22 protein-coding genes are annotated in these 22,631 nt (G+C 46.8%); 20 read left to right on the forward strand and 2 right to left on the reverse strand.

Going from position 1 to position 22,631, the window contains the following annotated elements:
• Nucleotides 1-18: 18 nt before the first annotated feature.
• Both HMPREF9380_RS08820 and HMPREF9380_RS08815 read right to left on the reverse strand, forming a co-directional pair.
• Nucleotides 19-984 (reverse strand): LacI family DNA-binding transcriptional regulator, encoded by a 966-nt coding sequence (locus HMPREF9380_RS08820; RefSeq protein ID WP_002932202.1) that lies wholly within the window; start codon nucleotides 982-984, stop codon nucleotides 19-21.
• Nucleotides 965-2,419, reverse strand: a complete 1,455-nt coding sequence (locus tag HMPREF9380_RS08815; RefSeq protein ID WP_002932208.1) for a sucrose-6-phosphate hydrolase — start codon at nucleotides 2,417-2,419, stop codon at nucleotides 965-967. The genes HMPREF9380_RS08820 and HMPREF9380_RS08815 overlap by 20 nt, the downstream gene beginning before the upstream one ends.
• A 195-nt stretch (nucleotides 2,420-2,614) precedes the next feature.
• Here HMPREF9380_RS08815 and HMPREF9380_RS08810 point away from each other — a divergent pair, with 195 nt between their 5' ends.
• The 20 genes from HMPREF9380_RS08810 (at nucleotide 2,615) to HMPREF9380_RS08715 (ending at nucleotide 22,622) form a co-directional block, all read left to right on the forward strand.
• Nucleotides 2,615-4,627, forward strand: a complete 2,013-nt coding sequence (locus HMPREF9380_RS08810) for a sucrose-specific PTS transporter subunit IIBC (RefSeq protein WP_002932211.1) — start codon at nucleotides 2,615-2,617, stop codon at nucleotides 4,625-4,627.
• 159 nt (nucleotides 4,628-4,786) lie between these two features.
• Nucleotides 4,787-5,686, forward strand: a complete 900-nt coding sequence (scrK, locus tag HMPREF9380_RS08805; RefSeq protein WP_002932212.1) for a fructokinase ScrK — start codon at nucleotides 4,787-4,789, stop codon at nucleotides 5,684-5,686.
• A 46-nt stretch (nucleotides 5,687-5,732) separates the two neighbouring features.
• Nucleotides 5,733-6,143 carry a peptide deformylase gene (locus HMPREF9380_RS08800; protein ID WP_002932213.1) on the forward strand — a complete coding sequence of 137 codons (411 nt, stop codon included), beginning with the start codon at nucleotides 5,733-5,735 and terminating at the stop codon, nucleotides 6,141-6,143.
• Between the two features lie 79 nt (nucleotides 6,144-6,222).
• Nucleotides 6,223-6,558 carry a hypothetical protein gene (locus HMPREF9380_RS08795; RefSeq protein WP_002903845.1) on the forward strand — a complete coding sequence of 112 codons (336 nt, stop codon included), beginning with the start codon at nucleotides 6,223-6,225 and terminating at the stop codon, nucleotides 6,556-6,558.
• Nucleotides 6,559-6,733: 175 nt separating this feature from the next.
• Nucleotides 6,734-7,192 carry a MarR family winged helix-turn-helix transcriptional regulator gene (locus tag HMPREF9380_RS08790; protein ID WP_002932214.1) on the forward strand — a complete coding sequence of 153 codons (459 nt, stop codon included), beginning with the start codon at nucleotides 6,734-6,736 and terminating at the stop codon, nucleotides 7,190-7,192.
• Nucleotides 7,185-8,951, forward strand: a complete 1,767-nt coding sequence (locus HMPREF9380_RS08785) for an ABC transporter ATP-binding protein (protein ID WP_002932216.1) — start codon at nucleotides 7,185-7,187, stop codon at nucleotides 8,949-8,951. Before HMPREF9380_RS08790 ends, HMPREF9380_RS08785 begins: the two co-directional genes overlap by 8 nt.
• The gene (locus HMPREF9380_RS08780) at nucleotides 8,941-10,698 is read left to right on the forward strand and encodes an ABC transporter ATP-binding protein (protein ID WP_002932218.1); all 1,758 of its coding nucleotides are present in this window, start codon (nucleotides 8,941-8,943) and stop codon (nucleotides 10,696-10,698) included. Before HMPREF9380_RS08785 ends, HMPREF9380_RS08780 begins: the two co-directional genes overlap by 11 nt.
• Before the next feature lie 298 nt (nucleotides 10,699-10,996).
• On the forward strand, nucleotides 10,997-12,355 hold the full coding sequence (locus HMPREF9380_RS08775) for a cobyrinate a,c-diamide synthase (RefSeq protein WP_002932219.1): 1,359 nt from the start codon (nucleotides 10,997-10,999) through the stop codon (nucleotides 12,353-12,355).
• 1 nt (nucleotide 12,356) lies between these two features.
• Nucleotides 12,357-13,307: an adenosylcobinamide-phosphate synthase CbiB gene (cbiB, locus tag HMPREF9380_RS08770; RefSeq protein ID WP_002932221.1), complete on the forward strand. Its 951-nt coding sequence runs from the start codon at nucleotides 12,357-12,359 to the stop codon at nucleotides 13,305-13,307.
• A 9-nt stretch (nucleotides 13,308-13,316) separates the two neighbouring features.
• Nucleotides 13,317-14,015 (forward strand): cobalt-precorrin-8 methylmutase, encoded by a 699-nt coding sequence (locus HMPREF9380_RS08765; protein ID WP_002932224.1) that lies wholly within the window; start codon nucleotides 13,317-13,319, stop codon nucleotides 14,013-14,015.
• Nucleotides 14,016-14,720, forward strand: coding sequence for a cobalt-precorrin-8 methylmutase (locus HMPREF9380_RS08760; RefSeq protein ID WP_002932225.1), 705 nt, complete (start codon nucleotides 14,016-14,018; stop codon nucleotides 14,718-14,720).
• Nucleotides 14,720-15,847, forward strand: coding sequence for a cobalt-precorrin-5B (C(1))-methyltransferase CbiD (gene cbiD, locus HMPREF9380_RS08755; RefSeq protein WP_002932226.1), 1,128 nt, complete (start codon nucleotides 14,720-14,722; stop codon nucleotides 15,845-15,847). Before HMPREF9380_RS08760 ends, cbiD begins: the two co-directional genes overlap by 1 nt.
• On the forward strand, nucleotides 15,838-16,470 hold the full coding sequence (locus HMPREF9380_RS08750) for a cobalt-precorrin-7 (C(5))-methyltransferase (RefSeq protein ID WP_002932227.1): 633 nt from the start codon (nucleotides 15,838-15,840) through the stop codon (nucleotides 16,468-16,470). The genes cbiD and HMPREF9380_RS08750 overlap by 10 nt, the downstream gene beginning before the upstream one ends.
• On the forward strand, nucleotides 16,442-17,011 hold the full coding sequence (locus HMPREF9380_RS08745; protein ID WP_002932229.1) for a decarboxylating cobalt-precorrin-6B (C(15))-methyltransferase: 570 nt from the start codon (nucleotides 16,442-16,444) through the stop codon (nucleotides 17,009-17,011). Before HMPREF9380_RS08750 ends, HMPREF9380_RS08745 begins: the two co-directional genes overlap by 29 nt.
• The gene (locus HMPREF9380_RS08740; protein WP_002896463.1) at nucleotides 17,011-17,784 is read left to right on the forward strand and encodes a cobalt-precorrin-4 methyltransferase; all 774 of its coding nucleotides are present in this window, start codon (nucleotides 17,011-17,013) and stop codon (nucleotides 17,782-17,784) included. Before HMPREF9380_RS08745 ends, HMPREF9380_RS08740 begins: the two co-directional genes overlap by 1 nt.
• Nucleotides 17,774-18,835, forward strand: a complete 1,062-nt coding sequence (cbiG, locus tag HMPREF9380_RS08735) for a cobalt-precorrin 5A hydrolase (RefSeq protein WP_032907181.1) — start codon at nucleotides 17,774-17,776, stop codon at nucleotides 18,833-18,835. The genes HMPREF9380_RS08740 and cbiG overlap by 11 nt, the downstream gene beginning before the upstream one ends.
• A gap of 76 nt (nucleotides 18,836-18,911) precedes the next feature.
• Nucleotides 18,912-19,637: a precorrin-3B C(17)-methyltransferase gene (cobJ, locus tag HMPREF9380_RS08730; protein ID WP_002917648.1), complete on the forward strand. Its 726-nt coding sequence runs from the start codon at nucleotides 18,912-18,914 to the stop codon at nucleotides 19,635-19,637.
• Nucleotides 19,634-20,383 carry a precorrin-6A reductase gene (cobK, locus tag HMPREF9380_RS08725; RefSeq protein WP_002932231.1) on the forward strand — a complete coding sequence of 250 codons (750 nt, stop codon included), beginning with the start codon at nucleotides 19,634-19,636 and terminating at the stop codon, nucleotides 20,381-20,383. Before cobJ ends, cobK begins: the two co-directional genes overlap by 4 nt.
• Before the next feature lie 18 nt (nucleotides 20,384-20,401).
• On the forward strand, nucleotides 20,402-21,841 hold the full coding sequence (cobA, locus tag HMPREF9380_RS08720; protein WP_002932237.1) for a uroporphyrinogen-III C-methyltransferase: 1,440 nt from the start codon (nucleotides 20,402-20,404) through the stop codon (nucleotides 21,839-21,841).
• A 13-nt stretch (nucleotides 21,842-21,854) separates the two neighbouring features.
• Complete coding sequence (locus tag HMPREF9380_RS08715) at nucleotides 21,855-22,622, forward strand: sirohydrochlorin cobaltochelatase (RefSeq protein WP_002932240.1); 768 nt, start codon at nucleotides 21,855-21,857, stop codon at nucleotides 22,620-22,622.
• The last annotated feature ends 9 nt before the right edge of the window (nucleotides 22,623-22,631 follow it).

Genomic DNA, 22,631 nt, shown 5'->3' on the forward strand with positions numbered 1-22,631 from the left:
TTTACTTTTTTATCTATATCAAACACTCTTACCAGGCAAGAGGCTGACTGGCAGGAAGTAGCCAGTCGTTTGGACTTCTTGGCCGGCTATTTTTTTGAGGAGCAGATCCACAGAGAGACGGGCAATATCTTTCAGCGGCTGCTTGATCGTTGCCAGCTGTGGGTAGTAGTTCTCTACAAAGTAGGTACCATCGTAGCCAATGATTTTTAAATCTTCGGGAATCTGGATGTCCAGCTCCTGAGCGACCTTCATAATTAAAATGGCTGTCAGATCGTCTGATGTAAAAATGCCATCAGGTTTGGTCTGAGTCAGAATTTGCTTGATTTCCATTTCCTTTCGGACGGGAGAAAAATCACTAGATACATTGATAATCGGTGCGTCCGGCAGGACGGAAGCGAAGCCAGCGTGGCGCAGGCCGGTTGGCGAGTTGGAATTGTCATTGCCGGTTATCATGATGATGTTTTGTGCCCCAGCCTTGACCAAGGTCTGAGCCGCCAGCACTCCGCCACCATAGTTGTCTGAGGAGACGACAGGGATATCCGGAGAAAGATTGCGGTCAAAGGCAATGATTGGAGCAGTCACGCGATTGTAGTCCTCAATGCCTAGATTGTGGCTGCCAGAAATGATGCCGTCCACCTGATTGGCTTCCAGCATCTCAAGGTATTCACGCTCCTTATCAGAGTCATGCTCACTATTGCAGATGATGGTTTTATAGCCTTGTTTAAAGAGTTCATGCTCCAGCTTACCAATCAATTCTGCATAAAAGACATTGCTGATATTAGGGAAAATGAGTCCAATTAGCTTGGCTGATTTACCTTGGAGGCTACGCGCCAGATTGTTAGGCTTGTAAGCCAACTCTCGCATGGCTGCCTCGACCTTGGAAATCGTTTTGTCAGATAAGTAGCCTTTTCTGTTGATGACGCGGGAAACAGTTGTGGGGCTGACTCCTGCAAGTTTTGCTACATCAGTTAGCTTTGCGACCATAATCTAATTCATAGTAAGTACCGGTTGGATTGCCCTTGGTAATAGCAATACCTGTCTGGTCTTCTCTTGGGAAGACACGGCCGGAAAATACTTTCTCTCCTTTATTGATGAAAATTTCAAAAATCGATTTATCGATGAAGATAGTAGCGCTCGTTGCTTCTTTGTCAATATTACAGCTTCGGCTGGTTCCAAAGTCCAGAGCAAATGACTCACCAGCCTGACTGCGGTCAACGGTCACTTGACCTGCCTTGAGGTCGAAGTTGATGCGTAACCCCTTGCCATCCTTGTCTGCAAAGAGGACGATTTCGTGTTCAGTGTCCGCAGCGAGATTCAACTCTAGTTCGTAGCTATTCTTGCTTTCTACCAAAGCAGCGAAAGGTTGTTCCTCTGCTCGCAAATTCTTGATAGCAGGCACGGGGTATTGATAGAGCTTGCCGTCTTTCAGGGTTAATTCCTTGACGAGAGAGAAGGCCCCTTGATGGTCGAAGCGGTCAGATGGGTATTCCACATCCGGCAAGCCTAGCCAGCTGACAGCTAGTGCACGGCCGTCAGGCGCGTTAAAAGCTTGGGTCGCGTAGCAGTCGAAACCGTAGTCCAGATTTTGGATAGGGCTAGGATTAATCAAAGCAGCGTTACTTATGTCAAACGATTGACCCATTTTATACATGTTTGGATAAATGTTGCCATAATCCAGCACGTCCTTAGACAAACCTTGAGGGCAATAGAGCAGGACTGGTTGGTCGTTGATAAAGACTAGATTAGGACACTCCATCATATAGGCTGTCTTGTCATTGGCGAAGTCTAAATCGCCGACGACTTCCCACTTGGTATAGTCATTATCAACAGCCTTGTAAAGCTTAACATAGCCTTGCTTGTCTAGATTTTGTCCTCCAACGATAGCATAGAATTGTCCTTTGTAGTTGAAAATCTGGGGATCGCGGAAGTGGTCAGTCGCTTCAGCAGGCTGCTCAATCAAGACCTTGTCAATTTTTTCCAGCTTGCCTGATTTATCTAACAAGGCGCCGATTTGATAGGGGTGACGCACCCAATTCTCATCACGAACATTGCCGGTATAGAAGAGAAAGAGCTTGTCGTCAAACTGCATGGCAGAGCCTGAGTAGGCACCGTGGCTGTCCAGAGCAGTATCTGGCAGCACTCGAAGACCAGTTTCCTTGAAGTGGACTAGGTCATCGCTTTCCATCTGGACCCAGCACTTGAGGCCGTGAGCTGCTCCGAAAGGAAAGTTTTGGTAGAAAACCACCCACTTGCCGTCAAAATAAGAAAAGCCATTGGGGTCATTGAGCAGACCTGTTTGAGGCTCAACATGGTAATTAGCCCGCCAAGGAGATTTAGCGATGTTTTCTTTGATGTGCTGTAGCTCTTCCTGAGTCCAGTCTTCATAGCGTTTGTAGCGTTTTTCAGTCGTCCAAGCCAAACTTTTGTCCTCCGAATCATATTATTTCTTATTACTATAGTAAACGTTTTCTGTCGAAAAATCAACATTTAACAGTAAAAAAATATTTTTTCTGCAAAACGCTTGACATATTTTTGAATCATGGTAAAATAATATTCGTAAAGGCGATAAAATCGCTTTCAAAAGTTAAAAATATTTATAAGGAGATTTTTGCAAATGAATAATACTGACATTGCAAAAAAAGTCATCGAAGCCCTTGGCGGACGTGAGAATGTTAACAGTGTGGCTCACTGTGCGACTCGCTTACGCGTGATGGTTAAAGATGAAGGTAAAATCGACAAAAATACTGTCGAGAATCTGGAAAAAGTTCAGGGTGCCTTCTTTAACTCAGGCCAATACCAGATTATCTTTGGTACTGGTACGGTTAATAAAATCTATGACGAAGTTGTAGCCTTAGGATTGCCAACTTCATCAAAAGATGACATGAAAGCAGAAGCTGCTAAGCAAGGGAATTGGTTCCAACGCGCCATCCGTACATTTGGTGATGTATTTGTACCAATTCTTCCAGCTATTGTTGCGACAGGACTTTTCATGGGAGTTCGTGGAGCAATTGCTCAGGATCAAGTTTTAGCTTTGTTTGGTACTACTGCGGATGCTTTCAAAGCAACTGACTTCTATACTTATACAGTAGTCTTAACTGATACTGCCTTTGCTTTCTTCCCTGCTTTGATTTGCTGGTCGGCTTTTAGAGTTTTTGGCGGAAACCCAATCATTGGTTTGGTTCTTGGTCTAATGATGGTTAACTCAGCACTTCCAAATGCTTGGGAGGTAGCTGGTCAGGCTACTAAATTTGCTGTTGATCCTTCTAAGGACATTTTAGACAAAATTGCTAATATGGATGTTCTAGGAAGTTTGAAATTTACCAGCGAAGTTACAGCAACAAAAGTTCACCCAATTTACTTCTTTGGTTTTATTCCAGTAGTTGGCTACCAAAACTCTGTGCTTCCAGCCTTCTTTGTAGGTTTGTTTGGTGCAAAATTTGAAAAATGGCTGCACAAGAAAATTCCAGATGTTTTGGATCTTCTTCTTGTTCCATTCCTTACTTTCCTTGTCATGTCTATTCTGGGACTCTTTGTGATTGGTCCAGTCTTCCACATTGTAGAGTCATATGTTTTAAATGGAACAGAGTTCCTTCTTAGCCTTCCGTTTGGTCTTGCTGGATTGATTATCGGTGCTGTGCATCAGCTGATTGTCGTAACTGGTGTTCATCACATCTTCAACTTACTAGAATCTCAGTTGGTATCTCAAACTGGGAAAGATCCATTTAATGCGATTATCACTGCTGCTATGACAGCTCAAGCTGGTGCGACTTTGGCTGTAGCTGTGAAGACAAAATCTAAAAAACTCAAGGCTCTTGCCTTCCCAGCAGCACTTTCTGCAGGATTGGGTATTACTGAGCCAGCTATCTTCGGGGTTAACTTGCGCTTTGTTAAACCTTTTGTAATTGGACTGGGTGCTGGTGCCGTTGGTGGTTGGTTAGCTTCTATTATGGGGCTTGCAGGTACAAGTTTCGGTATCACAATTATTCCAGGTACTCTCCTTTACCTGAATGGTCAATTGTTGCAATATATCTTTATGGTTGTTTTGACAACTGGTTTGAGTTTTGTTCTGACTTATTTGTTTGGTTACAAAGACGAAGAAACTGCTGAAGAAAAAGCTGTAACTGAAAAACTGGTCGAAGAAGAAACAACTGGTAATGTGCCAGCTGCCCTCCAAGACGAAACAATTATTTCTCCAATTGTTGGTCAGGCAGTAGCTTTGAGCGATGTTAATGATCCTGTTTTCTCTAGCGGAGCGATGGGACGAGGAATTGCTATCAAACCTAGCCAAGGTGTGGTTTATGCTCCGGCTGATGCAGAAGTTACGATTGCATTTGCGACTGGCCATGCTTATGGTTTGAAGACAGCTAATGGTGCTGAAATTCTGATTCACGTCGGAATTGATACAGTATCTATGGGCGGCGAAGGCTTTGACCAAAAGGTTGCTCAAGGTGACAAGGTTAAAGCTGGTGATGTGCTGGGAACATTTGAAGCTGAGAAAATTGCAGCTGCTGGTCTGGATGATACGACTATGGTCATCGTTACCAACACAGCTGACTATGCTTCTGTGACTCCAGTAGCAGAAGGAGCTCTTGCTAAAGGCGACGCAATTATCGAAGTGAAAGCCTAATGGAATTTAGAAAACGAACAAATCAGTTTTTGTTCGTTTTTTATGTCATAAGTGCAGTCTTGTTGAAAAAGCTTTTAAAAGACTATTTTTAGCAAGAAGTCTGCAAGAGATATGCTATAATGAATAGAGTAGAAATCAAATTTTAAAAGAGGATTTATAATGACAAAATTGTATGGAAGTTTGGAAGCGGGCGGCACTAAGTTTGTCTGTGCTGTAGGCGATGAACGGTTTGAAGTTGTTGAAAAGACACAGTTTCCAACGACCACGCCTATTGAAACGCTAGACAAGACGATTGAGTTCTTTTCTCGTTTTGACAATCTAGCTGGTCTGGCTGTAGGCTCTTTTGGGCCGATTGATATTGACCCTAACTCAAAGACTTACGGCTTTATCACGACTACACCTAAGCCGCACTGGGCTAATGTGGATATTGTTGGCGCTCTGCGCCGGGCCCTCAATGTGCCCATTTACTTCACGACGGATGTCAATAGTTCAGCTTATGGTGAAGTAGTAGCCCGCAATAATGCTGGTGGCCGTATTGAAAATCTGGTCTATTATACGATTGGGACAGGAATCGGTGCTGGTGCTATTCAGCGAGGCGAATTTGTAGGGGGGACAGGACACCCAGAGATGGGGCATTATTATGTAGCTAAGCACCCTATGGATGTGGAGAAAGAGTTCAATGGCGTTTGTCCTTTCCACAATGGTTGCTTGGAAGGATTGGCGGCTGGGCCAAGCTTAGAGGCGCGGACCGGAATTCGTGGGGAAAATATTAAACTCAATAGTTCCGTCTGGGATATTCAAGCTTACTATATCGCTCAGGCGGCTATTCAGGCGACAGTGACTTTCCGTCCAGATGTCATCGTCTTTGGTGGCGGCGTTATGGCTCAGCAGCACATGCTGGATCGGGTGCGTGAGAAATTCACAGTTCTTCTGAATGGTTATTTGCCAGTTCCTGATGTCCGTGACTATATCGTGACACCGGCTGTGGCTGGAAATGGCTCCGCAACGCTGGGCAACTTTGTACTGGCTAAAGAAGTTGGTGAGCGTTACGCAAAATAAGCTTATAGGGTCTGATTTATCAGGCCCTTCTCTATGAGGGAAAGCAATGGAAAAAGCAATTGTCAAAGATATTTTCTTCCTACAGCAACCATCAGAGCAGGCTAGTAGAGAAGACCTTTATCTGGCTCAAGACTTGCAGGATACTCTGCAGGCCAATCGAGAAAACTGTATAGGGCTCGCAGCAAATATGATTGGTGTCCGTAAGCGGGTCATTATCTTTCTATATGGCTTGGTGCCGGTAGTCATGTTTAATCCGGTGCTGCTCTCTAAGTCAGGCCCTTATAAGACAGAAGAGGGCTGCCTGTCCTTGGTTGGAAGCCGTCCCACTCAACGTTATCAGGAAATCACAGTCGATTATCTGGATAAACATTGGCAGCAGCAGACCATGACCTTGAAAGGCCTGCCTGCCCAAATCTGCCAGCATGAATTGGATCATTTGGAAGGGATTATCATTTAGAAAAATTTGACAAAATTGCAAAAAAATGTCTAAAATTAGAGATAATTAGCAGAATAATATTGAAGGAGGCAAGATGTAAATGAAAACAAAAACTTTAGCACTGATAAGCGGTCTGGTTGGTTTGATTGGAGGGACTATTTTGCTGCTCTCGAATATCTTTTTTGTTCCTTTTTCAGCCCTACTAGGTGATTCTGGCCTGAATTTACTGGGAGCGGTGATTAAATTGGCAGCTCTGGGCTTGGGAATTACTTCCTTGGCTTATTACAAAGGTCAAATGCGTTTCAGTGTCGCAGCGGGCGTCCTCCTTATCGTCGGAAGCAGCAACATCGCGCCCATTCCATTTATAGGCTGGATTGCAGGCATTCTCCTTATCATTGGAGGGGCTCTATTCCTCGCTTCTTCTTCAAAATTTTAATGCGGGACCAATCAATTTTTAGGCTGTTTGTCAGTTTGAAAGGAAGGGTGAAGAAATTTTCTTCGCTTTTTTTCTTGTTGAAAAAAATAGTTCTCATGGACACTTTTTTCTTGACTTTCTTTTTTCTTGTGTTAAAATAGTTCTCACGAAAACTATTTTTACAAAGGATACAGGTATGGATAAGCCTTTACTGGAATTGAAGCGTTTTGGACGAAAGATTCATCTCATAGCGGAAAAGCTTGCCAAGGAGCAAGGGATTGAGTCCATGGCTGGGCCTCAGGGGCAGGTCTTGCATATTGTCGCCTGTCGTATGGAAGAGGGTAAGGATACTCTTATCAAGGATATTGAGCAGAAGTTGGATATTTCTAAATCGGTGGCCTCTAACTTAATGAAAAGGATGGAGAAGAATGGCTTTATTCAGTTGGAAACGAGCAAGACAGACAAGCGGGCCAAGTATATTCGCCTTACTCCGCAGTCGCAGGAAAGAATGAAGAAAATCCGTGACTTTTTTGATGAAATGGACCGTGCTATTTTGAATGGTGTTTCTGAGCAAGAATTGCTGATTTTTTCACAAGTCATGGCCAAGTTTTATCAGAATATCGAAAGTTTAGAACATGGAGGGAAAGATGTTTAAGTTATTTAAACGCCTGACGGTAAGGGAAGTGAGCATGATTGTTCTCAGTGTGCTCTTCACCTTCCTGACGGTATATTTGGAATTAGAAGTTCCGACCTATATTTCGACGATTACAGAGCTATTGCAAACGCCGGGGACTGGTTTGGCGGATTTGTGGGAGCCAGGCCTGAAAATGATTGGTCTGTCTTTTGCTAGCTTGCTGTCAGCTATCATGGTTGGCTTTTTTGCCGCTCGTACAGCAGCTAGCTTTACCCAGAGTTTGCGAAGCGATATTTTCAACCGTGTGCTAGACTATTCGCAGACAGAGATTAAGAAATTTTCGATTCCTAGTTTGCTAACTCGGACAACGAATGACATTACTCAGGTGCAAACTTTAATTACCATGGGACTGCAGGTGGTGACCAGGGGACCGATTATGGCGATTTGGGCTATGACCAAGATTATCGGTAAGTCCGAGAACTGGCTGACAGCAGTGCTTATTGCTGTTATAGTGAATATCCTGCTGACAGTAGTTTTGGTTACATTGGCCTTTCCTAAGCAATCAGTGGCGCAGCGTTTGGTCGATAAGCTAAATAGCGTCACTAGAGAGAGTCTGACTGGGATTCGCGTGGTCCGGGCTTACAATGCTGAGGATTATCAGGATGAGAAGTTTGCGGCGGCCAATGATGAAGTAACCCGACTCAATCTTTTCATCGGTCGTCTGATGGCCATGATGAATCCAGTTATGATGGGGATTTCCAGCGGCTTGACACTGGCGATTTACTGGATTGGTGCTTATTTGATCCAGGAGGCTGGACTGCAGGAGCGTCTCCCGCTCTTCAGTGATATGGTCGTCTTTATGTCCTATGCTATGCAGATTGTGATTGGGTTCTTGCTCATGGGTGCCCTCTTCATCGTCCTGCCTCGGACCATTGTATCGGCTGGCCGGATTAATGAAGTACTGGACCTGCATTCTTCTATCACCAGTCCAGAACAGCCTAAGGCAGCAGCGGATAGCAAGGGAGAGGTGGTCTTTCGAGACGTGTCCTTCCGCTATTCCAAGAATTCAGAAGCGGTCATTGAGCATGTTAGCTTTACAGCGCAGGCTGGTGATACCGTGGCCTTTATCGGTTCAACTGGTTCAGGGAAATCCACGCTAGTCAATCTCATCCCTCGTTTCTACGATGTGACTGAAGGAGAGATTCTGGTAGATGGTGTCAATGTTCAGGATTACCAGCTGGAAGACCTGCATAATAAGGTCGGCTACATCCCGCAAAAGGCGGTGCTTTTCTCTGGCGATATCGAGAGCAATCTGAACTTCGGTCAAAGCAAAGAAAGCCCGCTGGATGAGCAGAAAATGTGGGAGGCTCTTGACCTTGCACAGGCTAAGCCCTTTGTCCAAGAGAAGGAAAAGGGGCTGAAAGCTGAAGTGGCTCAAAGCGGAACCAACTTCTCTGGTGGCCAGCGTCAGCGCTTGGCCATTGCCAGAGCCTTGGCTCGTAAGCCAGAAATCCTCATCTTTGACGACTCCTTCTCAGCGCTAGACTATAAGACAGACCGCATTTTGCGCAAGGAACTGGCTGAGCGGACGCAGGATATGACCAAGCTAATCGTGGCGCAGCGGATTTCTACTATCATGGATGCGGATCAAATCTTGGTCTTGGATGCTGGTAAGGTAGTCGGTCAAGGTACTCACCGAGAACTTTTGGCCAGCAACGAAGTCTATCAAGAAATTGCTTACTCACAACTATCCAAGGAGGAATTAGAAAATGGAAAATAAGAAGCCTTCATTATTTAGCCAGATACGGCCTTATCTCAAAGGCTTCCAGCTTCCTCTTGCTTTGGCATTTGTGGGAGCTGTCTTGTCAAACATTATCACGGTCTATGGGCCAAATAAATTAAAAGAAATTACCAACCTCATCTCTGAAGGTTTGGCTACCAGTATTGATTTGAAAGCTGTGTCTCAGATTGCCCTTTTGCTGACCGTGCTCTATGCAGTCGGAGCCCTGCTCAACTATGGTCAGTCCTTTATCATCAGTACGGTTATCCAGTATTTCTCCAAGCGGCTGCGGACGGCCATTGCAGAGAAGATAAACAAGCTGCCGTTGGGCTATTTTGACGGTCATTCTCAGGGGGATACTCTGTCGCGCGTGACCAATGACGTAGATACGGTCGGCCAATCCCTCAACCAGAGTCTGGGGAATGTTATCTCTGCCAGCTTGCTCTTGGTGGCTGTGGTCTTGACCATGTTCTTCATGAACTGGATCTTGGCCTTGGTAACCATCTTGGCTACTGTATTAGGCTTTGTCTTTGTCGGTCTCATCATGGGCAAGTCTCAGGGCTATTTCACCGCCCAGCAAAACGATCTGGCGGCTGTCAACGGTTATGTAGAGGAAATGTACTCCGGTCATAATGTCGTTACCAGCTATAATGCTATTGAGCAGTCTAAGGAGCGCTTTGCAGTTCTCAATCACAATCTCTATAACAGTATTTGGAAGTCTCAATTTATCTCTGGCATGATGATGCCGCTCATGTTCTTTACGGGGAATTTTGCCTATGTGCTGGTTATTTTGGTCGGTGCTACTCTGGCAATTAATGGCTCTATTAGCATCGGAATTATTGTCGCCTTTATGGTTTATGTGCGGACCTTCTCTCAGCCATTGTCACAGATTGCTCAAGGTATCACTGTCTTGCAGCAGGCTGGTGCAGCACTGGTTCGTGTCCTTGAATTTCTGGCTGAGCCTGAGATGGAAGACGACCAGTATAAAGAGCGGCAGCTTGCTGCTGTCAAGGGAGATGTTGCCTTTGAAGAGGTCTTCTTTGGCTATAAGCCAGACCAGACGATTATTCATGATTTCTCAGCCCAGGCCAAAGCAGGACAGAAGATAGCCATTGTCGGCCCGACTGGTGCTGGTAAGACAACCATCGTGAATCTGCTCATGAAGTTCTATGAAATTGACAAGGGTCGTATCAGCATTGATGGTATAGATATTAAGGATATGAAACGCTCCGAGGTTCACGATGCCTTTTCAATGGTCTTGCAGGATACCTGGCTCTTTGAGGGGACGATTCGGGAGAACTTGATTTACAATCAGGAGCATGTGACTGATGAAGCAGTTGTTGCTGCAGCGAAGGCGGTCGGTGTTCATCACTTTATTATGACTCTGCCACAGGGCTATGATACGGTGCTGGATGACACGGTCAACTTATCGGTCGGTCAGAAGCAGCTGCTGACAATTGCTCGTGCTCTGTTGAAAGATGCGCCGCTCTTGATATTGGATGAGGCAACTTCGTCAGTCGATACGCGGACGGAGGAGCTCATTCAAAAGGCTATGGACAAACTCATGGAAGGCCGGACTTCTTTTGTCATTGCCCACCGTCTGTCTACTATCCGTAATGCGGATCTTATCTTGGTCATGCGCGATGGAAATATCATCGAGCAGGGCAACCATGATGAACTCATGAATCAGAATGGCTTCTATGCGGATCTCTATAATAGTCAGTTTGTAGAGGAAGATGCAGGTTGATGCTCAAATAAAACATCAGGAATGTTCGTTTTCCTGATGTTTTTTTAAATTTAACAGAATTGTAAAAAATGCTCAATTTTCAGTGGAGACGCTCTAGAATCTTGACTTTTTTCGCAGATGCTCTATTAAAAACTTGACAGCTTTTGTCGTTTATATTAAAATAAATTTAATATAAGAACTGAAAGCGAACACAACGGGGTGTTTGTTCTACATATAAGTGAGCAACGGTGCTACAAAAAAATAAAAATTCCTTATTTTTTTGTAGTACTTTTTTTATCAGCGAATCTGGAGTAAAGCGATGAAGCAATTTATGCTAGCTGGTGTTTCCAGCGGTGTCGGAAAGACCACAGTTACCCTAGGGATTTTGAAAGCTCTGGCAGACAGAGGTTATCAGGTCCAGCCTTATAAGGTAGGACCTGATTATATTGATACAGCTTATCATAGTCGGATTACCAAGCGGCCTTCACGGAATGTGGACAGCTTTATGATACCGGACGATCAGAGTCTGGCTTGGTCCTACTATAAATGGCATGGAGATGCTGATGTGGCAGTGGTCGAAGGAGTCATGGGGCTCTTTGATGGTCTGGGAACGGACAAGGACTGTGCGTCTTCTGCTTCTGTTGCTAAGAAGTTGGGAATTCCTGTTGTCTTGATTATTGATGGGAAGGCAACATCCACCTCAGCGGCTGCTATGGTCCATGGTTTTGCGACTTTTGATCCCGATTTGGATATTGCTGGGGTCATTATCAATCGGGTGGCTTCACAGACTCACTTTGAACTTATCAAGGGCGCCATTGAGCGTTACACGGATGTGGAAGTGCTGGGCTATCTGCCTAAGAATGCAACAGCAGAGCTGCCATCGCGCCATCTGGGTCTAATCCCAGACATAGAAATGGATGATTTGGACCGTCGATTTGAGGAGTTGGGAGCGGCAGCGGCTAAGCATATAAATCTAGACAGGCTGCTGGAAAAGGCAGAACTTCCCGATAAGCGGATGACAAATCCTTTTCGTATCCGCAATGACCAGCCCTTAACTTTGGCTTATGCTTTGGATGATGCTTTTCACTTTTACTACGAAGACAATCTGGACTTTCTAAGAGAGCTCAATGTCCAGCTGGTACCTTTCAGCCCCCTGAAAGATAAGGAACTGCCAGCAGCAGATGCATATTATTTTGGCGGCGGTTTTCCAGAAGTCTACGCTCAGGAGCTGATGGCAAATGCTGACTTCCGGGCTTCGGTCAAGAAAGCTCACGAGCAGGGCCGGCCAATCTATGCAGAATGCGGCGGCCTCATGTATCTGGGAGAGCTGCTGGAAGTAGATGGTCATATCTATGAAATGGTCGGTATTTTCGAGGGCAAGAGCCTGATGACCCCCGGCCTGAAAAGCTTTGGCTACTGCCAAGCAGAAACGCAGGTAGACAGTCTTTTTGGCCCTAAAGGTACAGCGGTCAGGGGACATGAGTTTCACCATTCAGTCTTTGAGACGGAGGAAGTTACGGTCCTCAAGCTAGAGAAGGTCAGAGACGGTCAGGTCGTAGCTGCCTGGACAGGCGGTTATCAAAAGGGCCGGACCTTTGCCAGCTACTTGCATGTTCATTTTTATCAGGACGAGCAGCTGCTGGCCAACTGGCTGAATTATATCAAAGAGGCGAACTGATATGGCACTCATTGCAATTTTTTTGGCCGTCTTACTGGACTGGCTGATTGGCGACCCCTATAGCTGGCCTCATCCAGTCAAGTGGATGGGTTCCTATATTTATTTATGTATGCATTTGCAAGAGAAAAGGCAGTTTTCGCCCTATCTATTTGGCTTTTTCCTCTGGTTGACAACAGTTGGACTGGCGCTGGGAGTGAGCTACGGGTTGCTCTGGTTGGCTGGTCTGGTCCATCCCGTCCTCTACTGGCTCGTCTGGATCTATCTGGCCTATGCTAGTCTAGCGGCTAAGAGTCTAGCTTTTGAGGCCCAAAAGGTTTACCATACGCTCAAGTTTGGCACTTTGGAAGAAGCTAGAAAGCAAGTTGGTATGATTGTCGGCCGTGAAACTTCCCAGCTGACACCAGAGGAAATCAGCAAGGCGACAATTGAGACGGTGGCTGAAAATACCAGTGACGGGGTTATCGGCCCTCTGCTCTGCCTCTTTCTGGGCGGACCCATTCTAGCTATGACATATAAGGCCATCAATACCTTGGACTCCATGGTAGGCTATAAGACGGAAAAATACCGCAAAATCGGCTTGATATCTGCCAAGATGGATGATCTGGCCAATCTGATTCCTGCGCGTTTGACTTGGTTTTTCTTGATTCTCAGCAGTCAGATTTTACTGCTAGATTTCAAGGGGGCGTTGCGAATTGGCTGGCGGGATCGCTACCAGCATGCCAGTCCCAACAGTGCTTTTTCAGAGGCAGTTGTAGCTGGTGCTCTGGGCATTCAGCTGGGCGGACCGCATGTCTATCACGGAGAGCTGATTGAGAAGCCGACCATTGGAGAGGCTTCCAGATTGGTTGAGGCGGATGATATTCAGACGGCGATCTCTCTGCTTTATACAAGCACCATGACAGGTTTAATCTTGTTCACTCTTTTTTATTTAGTAAAGCAAGCATATTTCTAGGAGTATACTATGACATATATCCAAAATCCTTCCTCTATCGAGGAAAAGAGCTTTCAAATCATTCAGTCTATGATTACTGAAAAAGACCCTGATTATGTCTTCCATTCGGAAATGGAAGAATCCATCATCAAGAGGGCAATCCATACGACGGGAGATTTTGATTATCTCTATACCATGCGCTTTGAGCACGAAGTCCTTAAAAAAATTGAAGAGGTAATCAGAGCTAAGGGTACCATCCTACTGGACTCCAATATCTCTCTCAATGGCATTAACAAGCGCGTGCTTGACCAGCTGGGTGTGAGCTACCGCTGTTTGATTAGCGATGAAGAAGTAGTTGCGCTGGCCAAGGAAAAGCAGATTACCAGAGCTATGGCGGCTGTTGAGATAGCAGCCAAGATTGAAGGACCTAAAGTGTTTGCCTTCGGTGGTGCTCCTACGGCTCTGTCTTATCTGATTGAGCTGGCGGAGCAGGGACTGGTAGAAGCGGATGCAGTGATTGGGGTTCCAGTCGGCTTTATCAATGTCGAAGAATCCAAAGAAGAACTGCTTCAGTCAGGTCTTCCTGCCCTTGTAAATCTCGGCAGAAAAGGCGGCAGCACGATTGTAGTAGCCATTATCAATGCCATTATCTATCAGCTGAGAGAAGTGGTGACGGACGACTATGTCCGCTACTCTACACCATCCAGTAAAGAAGGAGGAAAGAACTAGATGTCCTATCTAAAAGCAGCACATAAGATTGAAGAAGCTAGTTTCAGCAAGATTCAGGAAATTATTGACCAAGAGCATCCGGATATTCATTTTTCAGATCCTTTTGAAGAGGCAGTGCTCAAACGGGTTGTCTTTACCAGTGCAGACTTTGACTACCTCTACAATATCAAGTTTTCCAATCAGGTTATTGAGAAAATCCTCTACGTCCTCCGAAACAAGGGCACGATTTTTACGGATACAACCATGGTCTTGGGTGGTTTTAATAAGAAATTGCTGGATGATCTAGGTGTTTCTTATCGCTGTCTGGTCAATGAGCCAGCAGTCTTTCAGGAAGCTAAGGAAAAGGGAATTACTCGCTCCATGGCCGCTGTAGAATATGCAGCTAAAGTGGATGGTCCAAAACTTTTTGTCTTCGGGAATGCTCCAACGTCCATCTTTAAGGTTTTGGATATGGTTGAAGAGGGAAGCTTGCAGCCGGATGCAGTTGTCGGAGTTCCAGTCGGCTTTGTCGGAGCGGCAGAATCCAAGCTCAAACTGCATGAAAGTTCTGTGCCTTCTATTGCGGCACTGGGTCAAAAGGGCGGCAGTACCATCGCAGCAGCGGTCATCAATGCTATCCTCTACCAGCTCAAGCTCGACACTATGGACTATGAGCGTTACAGTGTTTCAGATAAAAAGCAGGCTCCGGAGAAAGGAGAGGGCTGATGATGGATGAATACGCTTATGTCAATGGAAAGAAATTAAGAAAAGGTTTTACAACTGGTACTTGTGCGACGGCAGCGACTGTTGCAGCCTTGAGTATGATTCTAAATCAGGAAAGGGAAGAAAAGGTCACTGTGCATACGGCTTCAGGTGTGGAAGTGACCATGGATGTCCATAATCCTTCCTTTGGACCAGAAGAAGCGACAGCGGCCATTGAAAAAGATGGCGGTGATGATGCGGATGCGACGCATGGCCTCTTGATTTATTCGACCGTGACTCTCCTGCCAGATCAGAAGGAAATCGAGATTGACGGTGGTCAGGGCGTTGGGCTTGTGACTGAGAAGGGGTTGGCCTGCGATGTTGGCATGGCAGCCATCAATCCAACTCCTAGACGGATGATTGAGCAGCATGTCCGTGAGATTATCGGTTCCAACTGTGGGGCGCGGGTCATCATTTCCGTTCCCGGAGGAGAAGAAACGGCCAAGCTGACCTACAATTCCAGACTAGGTATTGTCGGTGGCATTTCAATTTTGGGAACGACAGGGATTGTCAATCCAATGTCCGAGGATAGCTGGAAAGCGTCCATCACGATTGAGCTGACCATGCTCTACAATCAAGGACATCGCTCAGTCGTCTTGGTGCCGGGGAATTACGGTGAAGACTTTGCTACTAATACTGTGGGGATTCCAGCTGGGCGCATCGTCAATATGAGTAACTTTGTAGGCCATGTCCTCAAAGAAGTCCAGCGAATCGGCTTTACCAAGGTTTTGATGATCGGTCACATGGGCAAGTTTGTCAAAGTGGCGGCTGGGATTTTCTCTACCCACAGTAAGGACTCGGATGCCCGTATGGAAACGCTGGTGGCTAATCTAGCCCTGATGGGGGCGCCTATGGAGCTGCTGGAAAAGGTTGACAAGTGCTTGACGACCGAGGCAGCTGGAACAGCCATTAAAGAATTTTCTTATGAGGGTGTCTATCAGGTCTTGGCGGATAAGATCAAGGCTAGAAGTGAGCGTCTGCTCCGCTATCGTAAGCCAGAAGTCAGTATTGAAGTGGTCGTCTTTGGGACTGAGGAAGGCTATTTGGCCTCAACCCAGCCTTTGGAGCAGATAAAGGAGGAATGGACATGATTTATGTTATCGGAATTGGTCCGGGAGATCCTAGCTATGGTCTTCTGAGACAGGAAGCCTACTTTGAAAAGGCTGACCGCATTTTGGGCAGTGAACGCCATCTGGAAATTTTACCACCTGCTTATCGGGATAAGGGTTTGGTCCCTCCCAAAAAATTAGCTGCGCTGGCAGAATTGCTGGAGAGCTTTGGTGAGGATGAAGAAATTTTATATCTGGCCTCAGGCGATCCCCTGATTTACGGCTTGGGCAAATGGCTGTCAGAGAAGTTCAAGGGGCGCGTGGTTATCTCGCCAGGTATCAGCGCTATGCAGTATCTGGCCAGTAGAATTGCCTTGCCTATGAATGACGCTTATCTGACGAGCAGTCATGCTAAGGTGCCTAACTTTGACTTGATTATGAGTTTGTCAAAAGTCTTTATGGTGACCGATCAGAAAGTTGGCCCCTACGAGATTGCTCAAGAGGCTGTTAAAAGAGGCTTAGATAAGGTGCTGGTCATCGGTGAGCAGCTGAGTTATGAAGACGAGCGTATTACCATTCTGCCTGCGAGTGAGGTAGAAGATAGAGAATATGAAATGAATGTGGTGGTGGTGTTAGATGAGGGATTCGGAATTTATCAGGGCTAAAGTCCCTATGACTAAGGAAGAAGTCAGAGCCATCAGTTTGGATAAGTTGGAGCTGCATCGAGCCAAGCGCATGCTGGATGTCGGCTCTGGAACTGGCAGTGTCACGATTCAGGCAGCCCGAACCTATCCAGAACTGGAAGTGGTGGCAGTGGAGCGCAATGAAGATGCGGTGGCCTTGACGCAGGAGAATATCCAGCACTTTGGCTGCCACAATGTCCGCCTCCATCAAGGACTGGCTCCGATTGAGCTGGATGGCAGCTTTGATGCCATTTTTGTCGGAGGGACCGGGGGCAATATTCAGGAGATTTTCGACTGGTGTGCCCAGCTCATGGAGCCGGGCGGTCGGCTGGTCTTGAACTTTATCCTGCTGGAGAATGCTCTGGAAGCAGCTCAAATAGCGGAGCAGATGGACTGGGAGGATTTAGAGATTGTCTCGGTTCAGGCTAGTCGCTGGACAGCTATAGGCAAGGGGCACTACTTCAAACCTCAGAATCCGACCATTATCGTTTCCTGTAAGAAAAAAGAAAGAGAGGCTAATTGATGTCCAAAGTACATTTTGTTGGAGCAGGCCCAGGTGATGTCGAGCTGATTACGCTCAAAGGTTACAAGCAGCTGTCTGAGGCTGATGTGGTCATTTACGCAGGCTCCTTGGTCAATCCAGACCTGCTGAACTACTGTAAGGAAGGAGCTGAGATTCACGACAGCGCCAGTATGCACTTGATGGAAATCATCGATGTCATGGAAGCTGGAGTCAAGGCTGGTAAAGATGTGGTTCGCCTGCAGACGGGAGATTTCTCTATTTATGGCTCCATTCGAGAGCAGATCGAAGAGATGAAGAAGCGCGACATAGAGTTTGACTGTACGCCGGGCGTCAGCTCTTTTCTGGGAGCTGCTTCCAGTATCGGGGCAGAGTATACCGTACCGGAGGTTTCTCAAAGCCTCATCATCACTCGGATGGCTGGCCGGACGCCTGTGCCAGATCGGGAATCCCTAAAAAGCTATGCACAGCACCGGACCTCTATGGCCATTTTCTTGTCAGTTCAAGGGATTGAGAAGGTGGTCAGCGAGCTGATTGAGGGTGGCTATCCTCCAGAAACGCCTGTGGCTGTTATTTACAAGGCGACTTGGCCGGATGAGAAGAAGGTCTTTGGCGATTTGACAAACATTGCTGAGAAGGTCAAGGAAGCTAAGATTAGAAAGACAGCTTTGATTTTGGTCGGTGACTTTTTAGGTCAGGAATTCTACTATTCCAAGCTCTACCATGCAGATTTTCAGCATGAGTTCAGACGGGGGAAGAGTAGCCATGCCAAGTGATTCTCAAGCCCGCTACGCAATCGCAACAGTGACAGCGGTCGGAAAGGACTTGGCTCTGACTCTGCGAGAAAAGCTAGACAAGGAAATCCCTATCTATACGACACCTCGATTGGCAGATGACAGGGTCATCGCCATCGAAGGACGAGTCGTTGAAGCACTTGGTCAGCTCTTTCAGGAAGTGGATGTTCTCATTTGTATCATGGCTATCGGGGCGGTTGTGCGAGCTATTGCACCAGTCTTGAAAGACAAGGCGACTGACCCCGCTGTGGTTGTCATGGATGAGAAAGCGACGAATGTCATCAGCCTGCTGAGCGGACATCTAGGCGGAGCCAATCAAGTGACGCGAGACATCGCAGAATTGCTCGGTTCCAATCCTGTTATCACGACAGCAACAGATGTGCAAAATGTAACAGCTCTAGACAATCTGGCCCAATCAGTCAATGGCTGGCGGCCGGAATTGAGAGAGTTCATCAAACCTTTCAACAGCTATCTAGGCAGCGGCCGAACCGTCTATTTCTATCAGGAAAAGGACTGGGTTACGGACCTTCGCGGTCTGACTCTGGTGGATGAGGAAGAGTTGGCGGCTGTTCTCAAGGGAACGGAACCGCTGATTATGCTGACTGCAGAAAAAAAGGACATTCAAAGAGAAAATCTAGCTCTCATCTATCCTCAACCCTATATCTTAGGAGTTGGTGCTAGAAAGGATGTTGCTCCTACTGTCTTCCGAGAAGGCTTTGAGGAATTTTGTCAGCAGCAGGGGATTTCTGCCAGCGAGATTTCCAAAATCGTCAGCATTGATGTCAAGAAGGACGAAGCAGCCATTCTGGCCTTGGCTGAGGAATTAGGTTGTCCCTTTGAGACCTTTAGCAAGGAGGAGCTGTCTGTCGTAGCAGATCGCTACCCTCAGTCAGAATTTGTCAAAAAGACAGTCGGAGTCGGCAGTGTCGCCTTGGCCAGCGCAGATCTGGCCAGTCAGGGTCAAGTCCTGACAGAGCGCTTTGCCAAGAACGGCTGTACCTATGCGCTTGCAAAAGCAATAACCAAAAAGTAAATCAAAAAGAGCAGACGGTCTTACTGCCCAACTGCCATTATAAAATTTTATTATACCAATAAAGGAGAAAAAATATATGTTATACGTTATCGGATTAGGCCCAGGTAAAGAAGAATTGATGTCACAAGAAGCATTGGCTGCTATAGCAGATTGTGAAATTATCGTCGGCTACTCAACTTATATGAGATTGATTCTTGATTTGGTCAAGGACAAGGAACTCGTAGCGAATGGTATGCGCCAGGAAATCGACCGTTGTCAAAAGGCCATTGATTTGGCTAGAGAGACTGGCAAAAATGTCGGAGTTGTTTCCAGTGGAGATGCCGGAGTCTATGGAATGGCTGGCTTGATTTTAGAATTGCTGGGAGATGCCAGTGATGTAGAAGTTAAGGTGGTTCCAGGTATTACAGCTAGTCTGGGTGCTGCTGCAGTTATGGGTGCTCCCCTCATGAACGACTTCTGTCACATCAGTCTGAGTGATTTGATGACGCCTTGGGAAATGATTGAGAAGCGTCTGCATGCCGCAGCTCAAGGTGACTTTGTAGTCTGCCTTTACAACCCTCGGAGTAAGGGACGTCCAGACCATCTAGCAAAAGCACTTTCTATCATGTCTGAGTATAAGTCAGAGGATACTATTGTCGGTATCGGTAAGGACATTGGCCGTAAGGATGAGGAAATCATCTTGACGACTATCAAAGACTTGGATGAAACTTTGGTAGATATGACGACAATTGTTATCGTTGGTAACAAAGAAACTTATGTTAAAAACGGACGCATGATCACACCTCGAGGATATACTTTATGATGAAATTACTGCTGGGAGGGACATCCGACAGCACCGCTATTTTAGAAGTGCTTGACCGCTTGAAAATCGATGTGACCAGCTCTGTTGTCACAGACTACGGCCGGCACTTGGCTTCCAAATACGGCCAGCCGGTCATTCAGGGCCGTCTGACAGCCGAGGACATGGTTGCCTTTATCAAAGAGAATGATGTGGATGAAATCATTGATGCGACCCATCCTTTTGCGGACATCGTTTCCAAGGAAGCCATTCGGGCGGCAGAGATGGCCGGTGTATCTTACCTGCGCTTTGAGCGTCAGGCGACCTTGGATTTGAGCGGGGCCATCGTGGTGCATTCGACCCAAGAAGCGATTGAAGAGATTGCCAAGCGCGGCTACAAGACAGTCTATCTGGGAACAGGCAGCAAGACCTTGCCGCTCTTTGTCAAGGGGCTGCCAGAGCAGCGGATTGTCGTTCGCGTTCTGCCGACTTCGGAAGTGCTTCTGGCTTGTGAGCAGCTAGGACTGGTAGCGGATCAGATCGATGCGATTAAGGCTCCATTTTCCAAAGAGTGTAATAAAGAGCTCTTGCTGCGCTCTGGAGCAGATGTCTTTGTTTCCAAGGAGAGCGGTACCGTCGGTGGTATTCGTGAAAAGATTGATGGTTGCCAAGAGCTGGGGATGGACTGCATTATCATCTCTCGGCCAATTGTGGCCTATCCGCAGATGGTTTCTAACTTAGAAGAGTTAGAGGCCTATCTGACAAAATAGCTAATAAAAGGAGAAAAAATGTCCGGTTTAGTAACATTACTGGGAGCAGGTCCAGGCGATGCAGAGTTGTTGACCCTCAAAGGAAAGAGACGGCTTCAAGAAGCAGATGTCTTGGTCTTTGACCGCTTGGTCAATCAAGAACTCTTTCAGCATCTAAAGTCTGACTGCGAAAAGATAGATGTCGGCAAAAAGCCAGGCCAGCCCTGCATCCGACAGGAAGAGATTGAAAAGATTCTCATCGAAAAAGCCCGTCAGGGTAAGCGGGTAGTCCGCCTCAAGAGCGGTGATCCCTATATCTTTGGCCGAGGCGGAGAAGAAGGAGTCAAGCTGGTGGAAGCTGGCGTGGACTTTGAAGTGGTGCCAGGTATCACCTCTGCTGTGGCTGGTCTGACCTATGCAGGGATTCCTATGACTTATCGGGATGTAGCGACTAGCTTCCATGTCTTTACAGCCCATCTTAAGGATGAGACAGAAATGCTCAATTGGCAAGCAATTTCTGAGCTCAAAGGAACCTTGGTCTTCCTCATGGGTATGAAAAATCTGCCTTCCATCGTCCAAGAGCTGACGGCTAGAGGCTATGGCAAGGACAAGCCAGCCGCCATCGTTGAATGGGGAACCCATCCTCAGCAGCGCTCGGTGGACGGAACCTTGGGCAATATAGTCGAACTAGCAGAAGCAGAGGACTTTAAGGCACCGAGTGTCATCGTGGTAGGTGATGTCGTGGCCTATAGACAGCAGCTGAATTTCCATGAGAATCTGCCACTTTTCGGTCGTAAAATCCTTATCCAACAGTCAGAGACTGGCAGACTTCCTCGCTTGCTCAAGGATGCTGGAGCTGCACTGACCACTTTCCCTGCTCGAGATTTGGTTGAAGAGTTAGAATTGCCGCTGCCGGACTTGGAGCAGGTAGACGGTCTCCTCTTTTCAGATATGCAGAGCTGGCCGCTCTTCTTGAAAGCTCTCCGCAAGGCAGGCAAAGACTTGCGCAGTCTGCCGCACATCCGCTTTGCAGCTATCGGTCATCATACGGCTAAGTCTATCGAAGCGAGCGGTATTGTGCTGGATCGGATGACGCCTCAGCAGTCGGATGCGGATTTCGCGGCTGCTCTTGAAAAAGAAGGCGGCAACTGGTATATTCTGACTGCTGAACATAAGAAAGCCAGTCTGGCAGAACTCTATTCGCTGCCGATTATTGCTAGCCACAGACTGGCCTTTGACAGTCAGATTAGCAGTGACAATTGGTCAGAGATTGAAGTAGTCTGTCTTCCGAACTCTGCTGCGGCCATGAATTTTGTGGCAGCTAGTCAGGAAGCTGGATTTGACTGGAAGGATGCCCCAATCGTTGTCATGGGTGCCAGCACGCGGGCTGTTTTAGAAGAAGCAGGCTTTAGCAAGATTGTTGAGACAGATGAAGCGACTATTGCTTCCATCATTGACAAATGTCGGGAAATTCTCTGAAAGGATACAGGTCATGAGTAAAGCTATAGTAGTAGTCAGTTTCGGAACGACCTATCCCGAGACCAGACGCAAAACAATCGAGGCTTGCGAGCAGGCCATTCAGGAACATTTTCCAGACTATCCGGTCCACCGAGCTTTTACCTCCAATGTCGTTAGACGGCGGATTAAGAAGCAGGAAGGGCTGGATATCCCTACGGTCAAAGAAGTTTTAGAGCAGCTCCTGGAAGCGGGCACTGAAGAGGTCTATATCCAGCCTCTCCATGTCATTTTGGGCAGCGAGTATGAGAAGATTCTCACTCAAGCCAAAGAGTTTGAATCAGCTTTTAAAAAGCTAGTCGTTGCCAAGCCTCTGCTCAATAGTCAGGAAGACTATGAGGCTGTCAAGGATATTCTGCTGGAACAGTATGGCCATGAGGGTCAGGATGCAGCAACAGTTCTGATGGGCCATGGCAGTCAGCATTATGCTTTTACAGCTTATGCGGCCTTGGATCATATGCTGAAGGGAAGCTCAGTCTATGTCGGCTGTGTAGAGAGCTATCCTCCAGTTGAGCTTATTGAGCAGGAACTGAAGAAAGAGGGCGTCCGAGAAGTGCATCTGGCACCTTTCATGCTGGTAGCGGGCGACCATGCGACCAATGATATGAGCTCAGATGAGGAAGGTTCTTGGTATCACTTCTTCAAGGAGCAGGGGTATGAGGTCAAGGCCCATCTGGTCGGCCTGGGCGAATACCCTGAGGTTCAGAAGCTCTACATCCAGCATTTAGAAGAAATCATCGAATAGGAGGAAGGA

The organism is Streptococcus sanguinis SK49 (assembly GCF_000212815.1).
GTDB classification, from domain to species: Bacteria; Bacillota; Bacilli; order Lactobacillales; family Streptococcaceae; genus Streptococcus; species Streptococcus sanguinis_C.

What these genes read in the sequence shown, in the direction of transcription:
- HMPREF9380_RS08820 (WP_002932202.1), bottom strand. Translation starts at nt 984, where the DNA reads ATGGTCGCAAAGCTAACTGATGTAGCAAAACTTGCAGGAGTCAGCCCC.
- HMPREF9380_RS08810 (WP_002932211.1), top strand. Translation starts at nt 2,615, where the DNA reads ATGAATAATACTGACATTGCAAAAAAAGTCATCGAAGCCCTTGGCGGA.
- scrK (WP_002932212.1), top strand. Translation starts at nt 4,787, where the DNA reads ATGACAAAATTGTATGGAAGTTTGGAAGCGGGCGGCACTAAGTTTGTC.
- HMPREF9380_RS08800 (WP_002932213.1), top strand. Translation starts at nt 5,733, where the DNA reads ATGGAAAAAGCAATTGTCAAAGATATTTTCTTCCTACAGCAACCATCA.
- HMPREF9380_RS08795 (WP_002903845.1), top strand. Translation starts at nt 6,223, where the DNA reads ATGAAAACAAAAACTTTAGCACTGATAAGCGGTCTGGTTGGTTTGATT.
- HMPREF9380_RS08790 (WP_002932214.1), top strand. Translation starts at nt 6,734, where the DNA reads ATGGATAAGCCTTTACTGGAATTGAAGCGTTTTGGACGAAAGATTCAT.
- HMPREF9380_RS08785 (WP_002932216.1), top strand. Translation starts at nt 7,185, where the DNA reads ATGTTTAAGTTATTTAAACGCCTGACGGTAAGGGAAGTGAGCATGATT.
- HMPREF9380_RS08780 (WP_002932218.1), top strand. Translation starts at nt 8,941, where the DNA reads ATGGAAAATAAGAAGCCTTCATTATTTAGCCAGATACGGCCTTATCTC.
- HMPREF9380_RS08775 (WP_002932219.1), top strand. Translation starts at nt 10,997, where the DNA reads ATGAAGCAATTTATGCTAGCTGGTGTTTCCAGCGGTGTCGGAAAGACC.
- cbiB (WP_002932221.1), top strand. Translation starts at nt 12,357, where the DNA reads ATGGCACTCATTGCAATTTTTTTGGCCGTCTTACTGGACTGGCTGATT.
- HMPREF9380_RS08765 (WP_002932224.1), top strand. Translation starts at nt 13,317, where the DNA reads ATGACATATATCCAAAATCCTTCCTCTATCGAGGAAAAGAGCTTTCAA.
- HMPREF9380_RS08760 (WP_002932225.1), top strand. Translation starts at nt 14,016, where the DNA reads ATGTCCTATCTAAAAGCAGCACATAAGATTGAAGAAGCTAGTTTCAGC.
- cbiD (WP_002932226.1), top strand. Translation starts at nt 14,720, where the DNA reads ATGATGGATGAATACGCTTATGTCAATGGAAAGAAATTAAGAAAAGGT.
- HMPREF9380_RS08750 (WP_002932227.1), top strand. Translation starts at nt 15,838, where the DNA reads ATGGACATGATTTATGTTATCGGAATTGGTCCGGGAGATCCTAGCTAT.
- HMPREF9380_RS08745 (WP_002932229.1), top strand. Translation starts at nt 16,442, where the DNA reads ATGAGGGATTCGGAATTTATCAGGGCTAAAGTCCCTATGACTAAGGAA.
- HMPREF9380_RS08740 (WP_002896463.1), top strand. Translation starts at nt 17,011, where the DNA reads ATGTCCAAAGTACATTTTGTTGGAGCAGGCCCAGGTGATGTCGAGCTG.
- cbiG (WP_032907181.1), top strand. Translation starts at nt 17,774, where the DNA reads ATGCCAAGTGATTCTCAAGCCCGCTACGCAATCGCAACAGTGACAGCG.
- cobJ (WP_002917648.1), top strand. Translation starts at nt 18,912, where the DNA reads ATGTTATACGTTATCGGATTAGGCCCAGGTAAAGAAGAATTGATGTCA.
- cobK (WP_002932231.1), top strand. Translation starts at nt 19,634, where the DNA reads ATGATGAAATTACTGCTGGGAGGGACATCCGACAGCACCGCTATTTTA.
- cobA (WP_002932237.1), top strand. Translation starts at nt 20,402, where the DNA reads ATGTCCGGTTTAGTAACATTACTGGGAGCAGGTCCAGGCGATGCAGAG.
- HMPREF9380_RS08715 (WP_002932240.1), top strand. Translation starts at nt 21,855, where the DNA reads ATGAGTAAAGCTATAGTAGTAGTCAGTTTCGGAACGACCTATCCCGAG.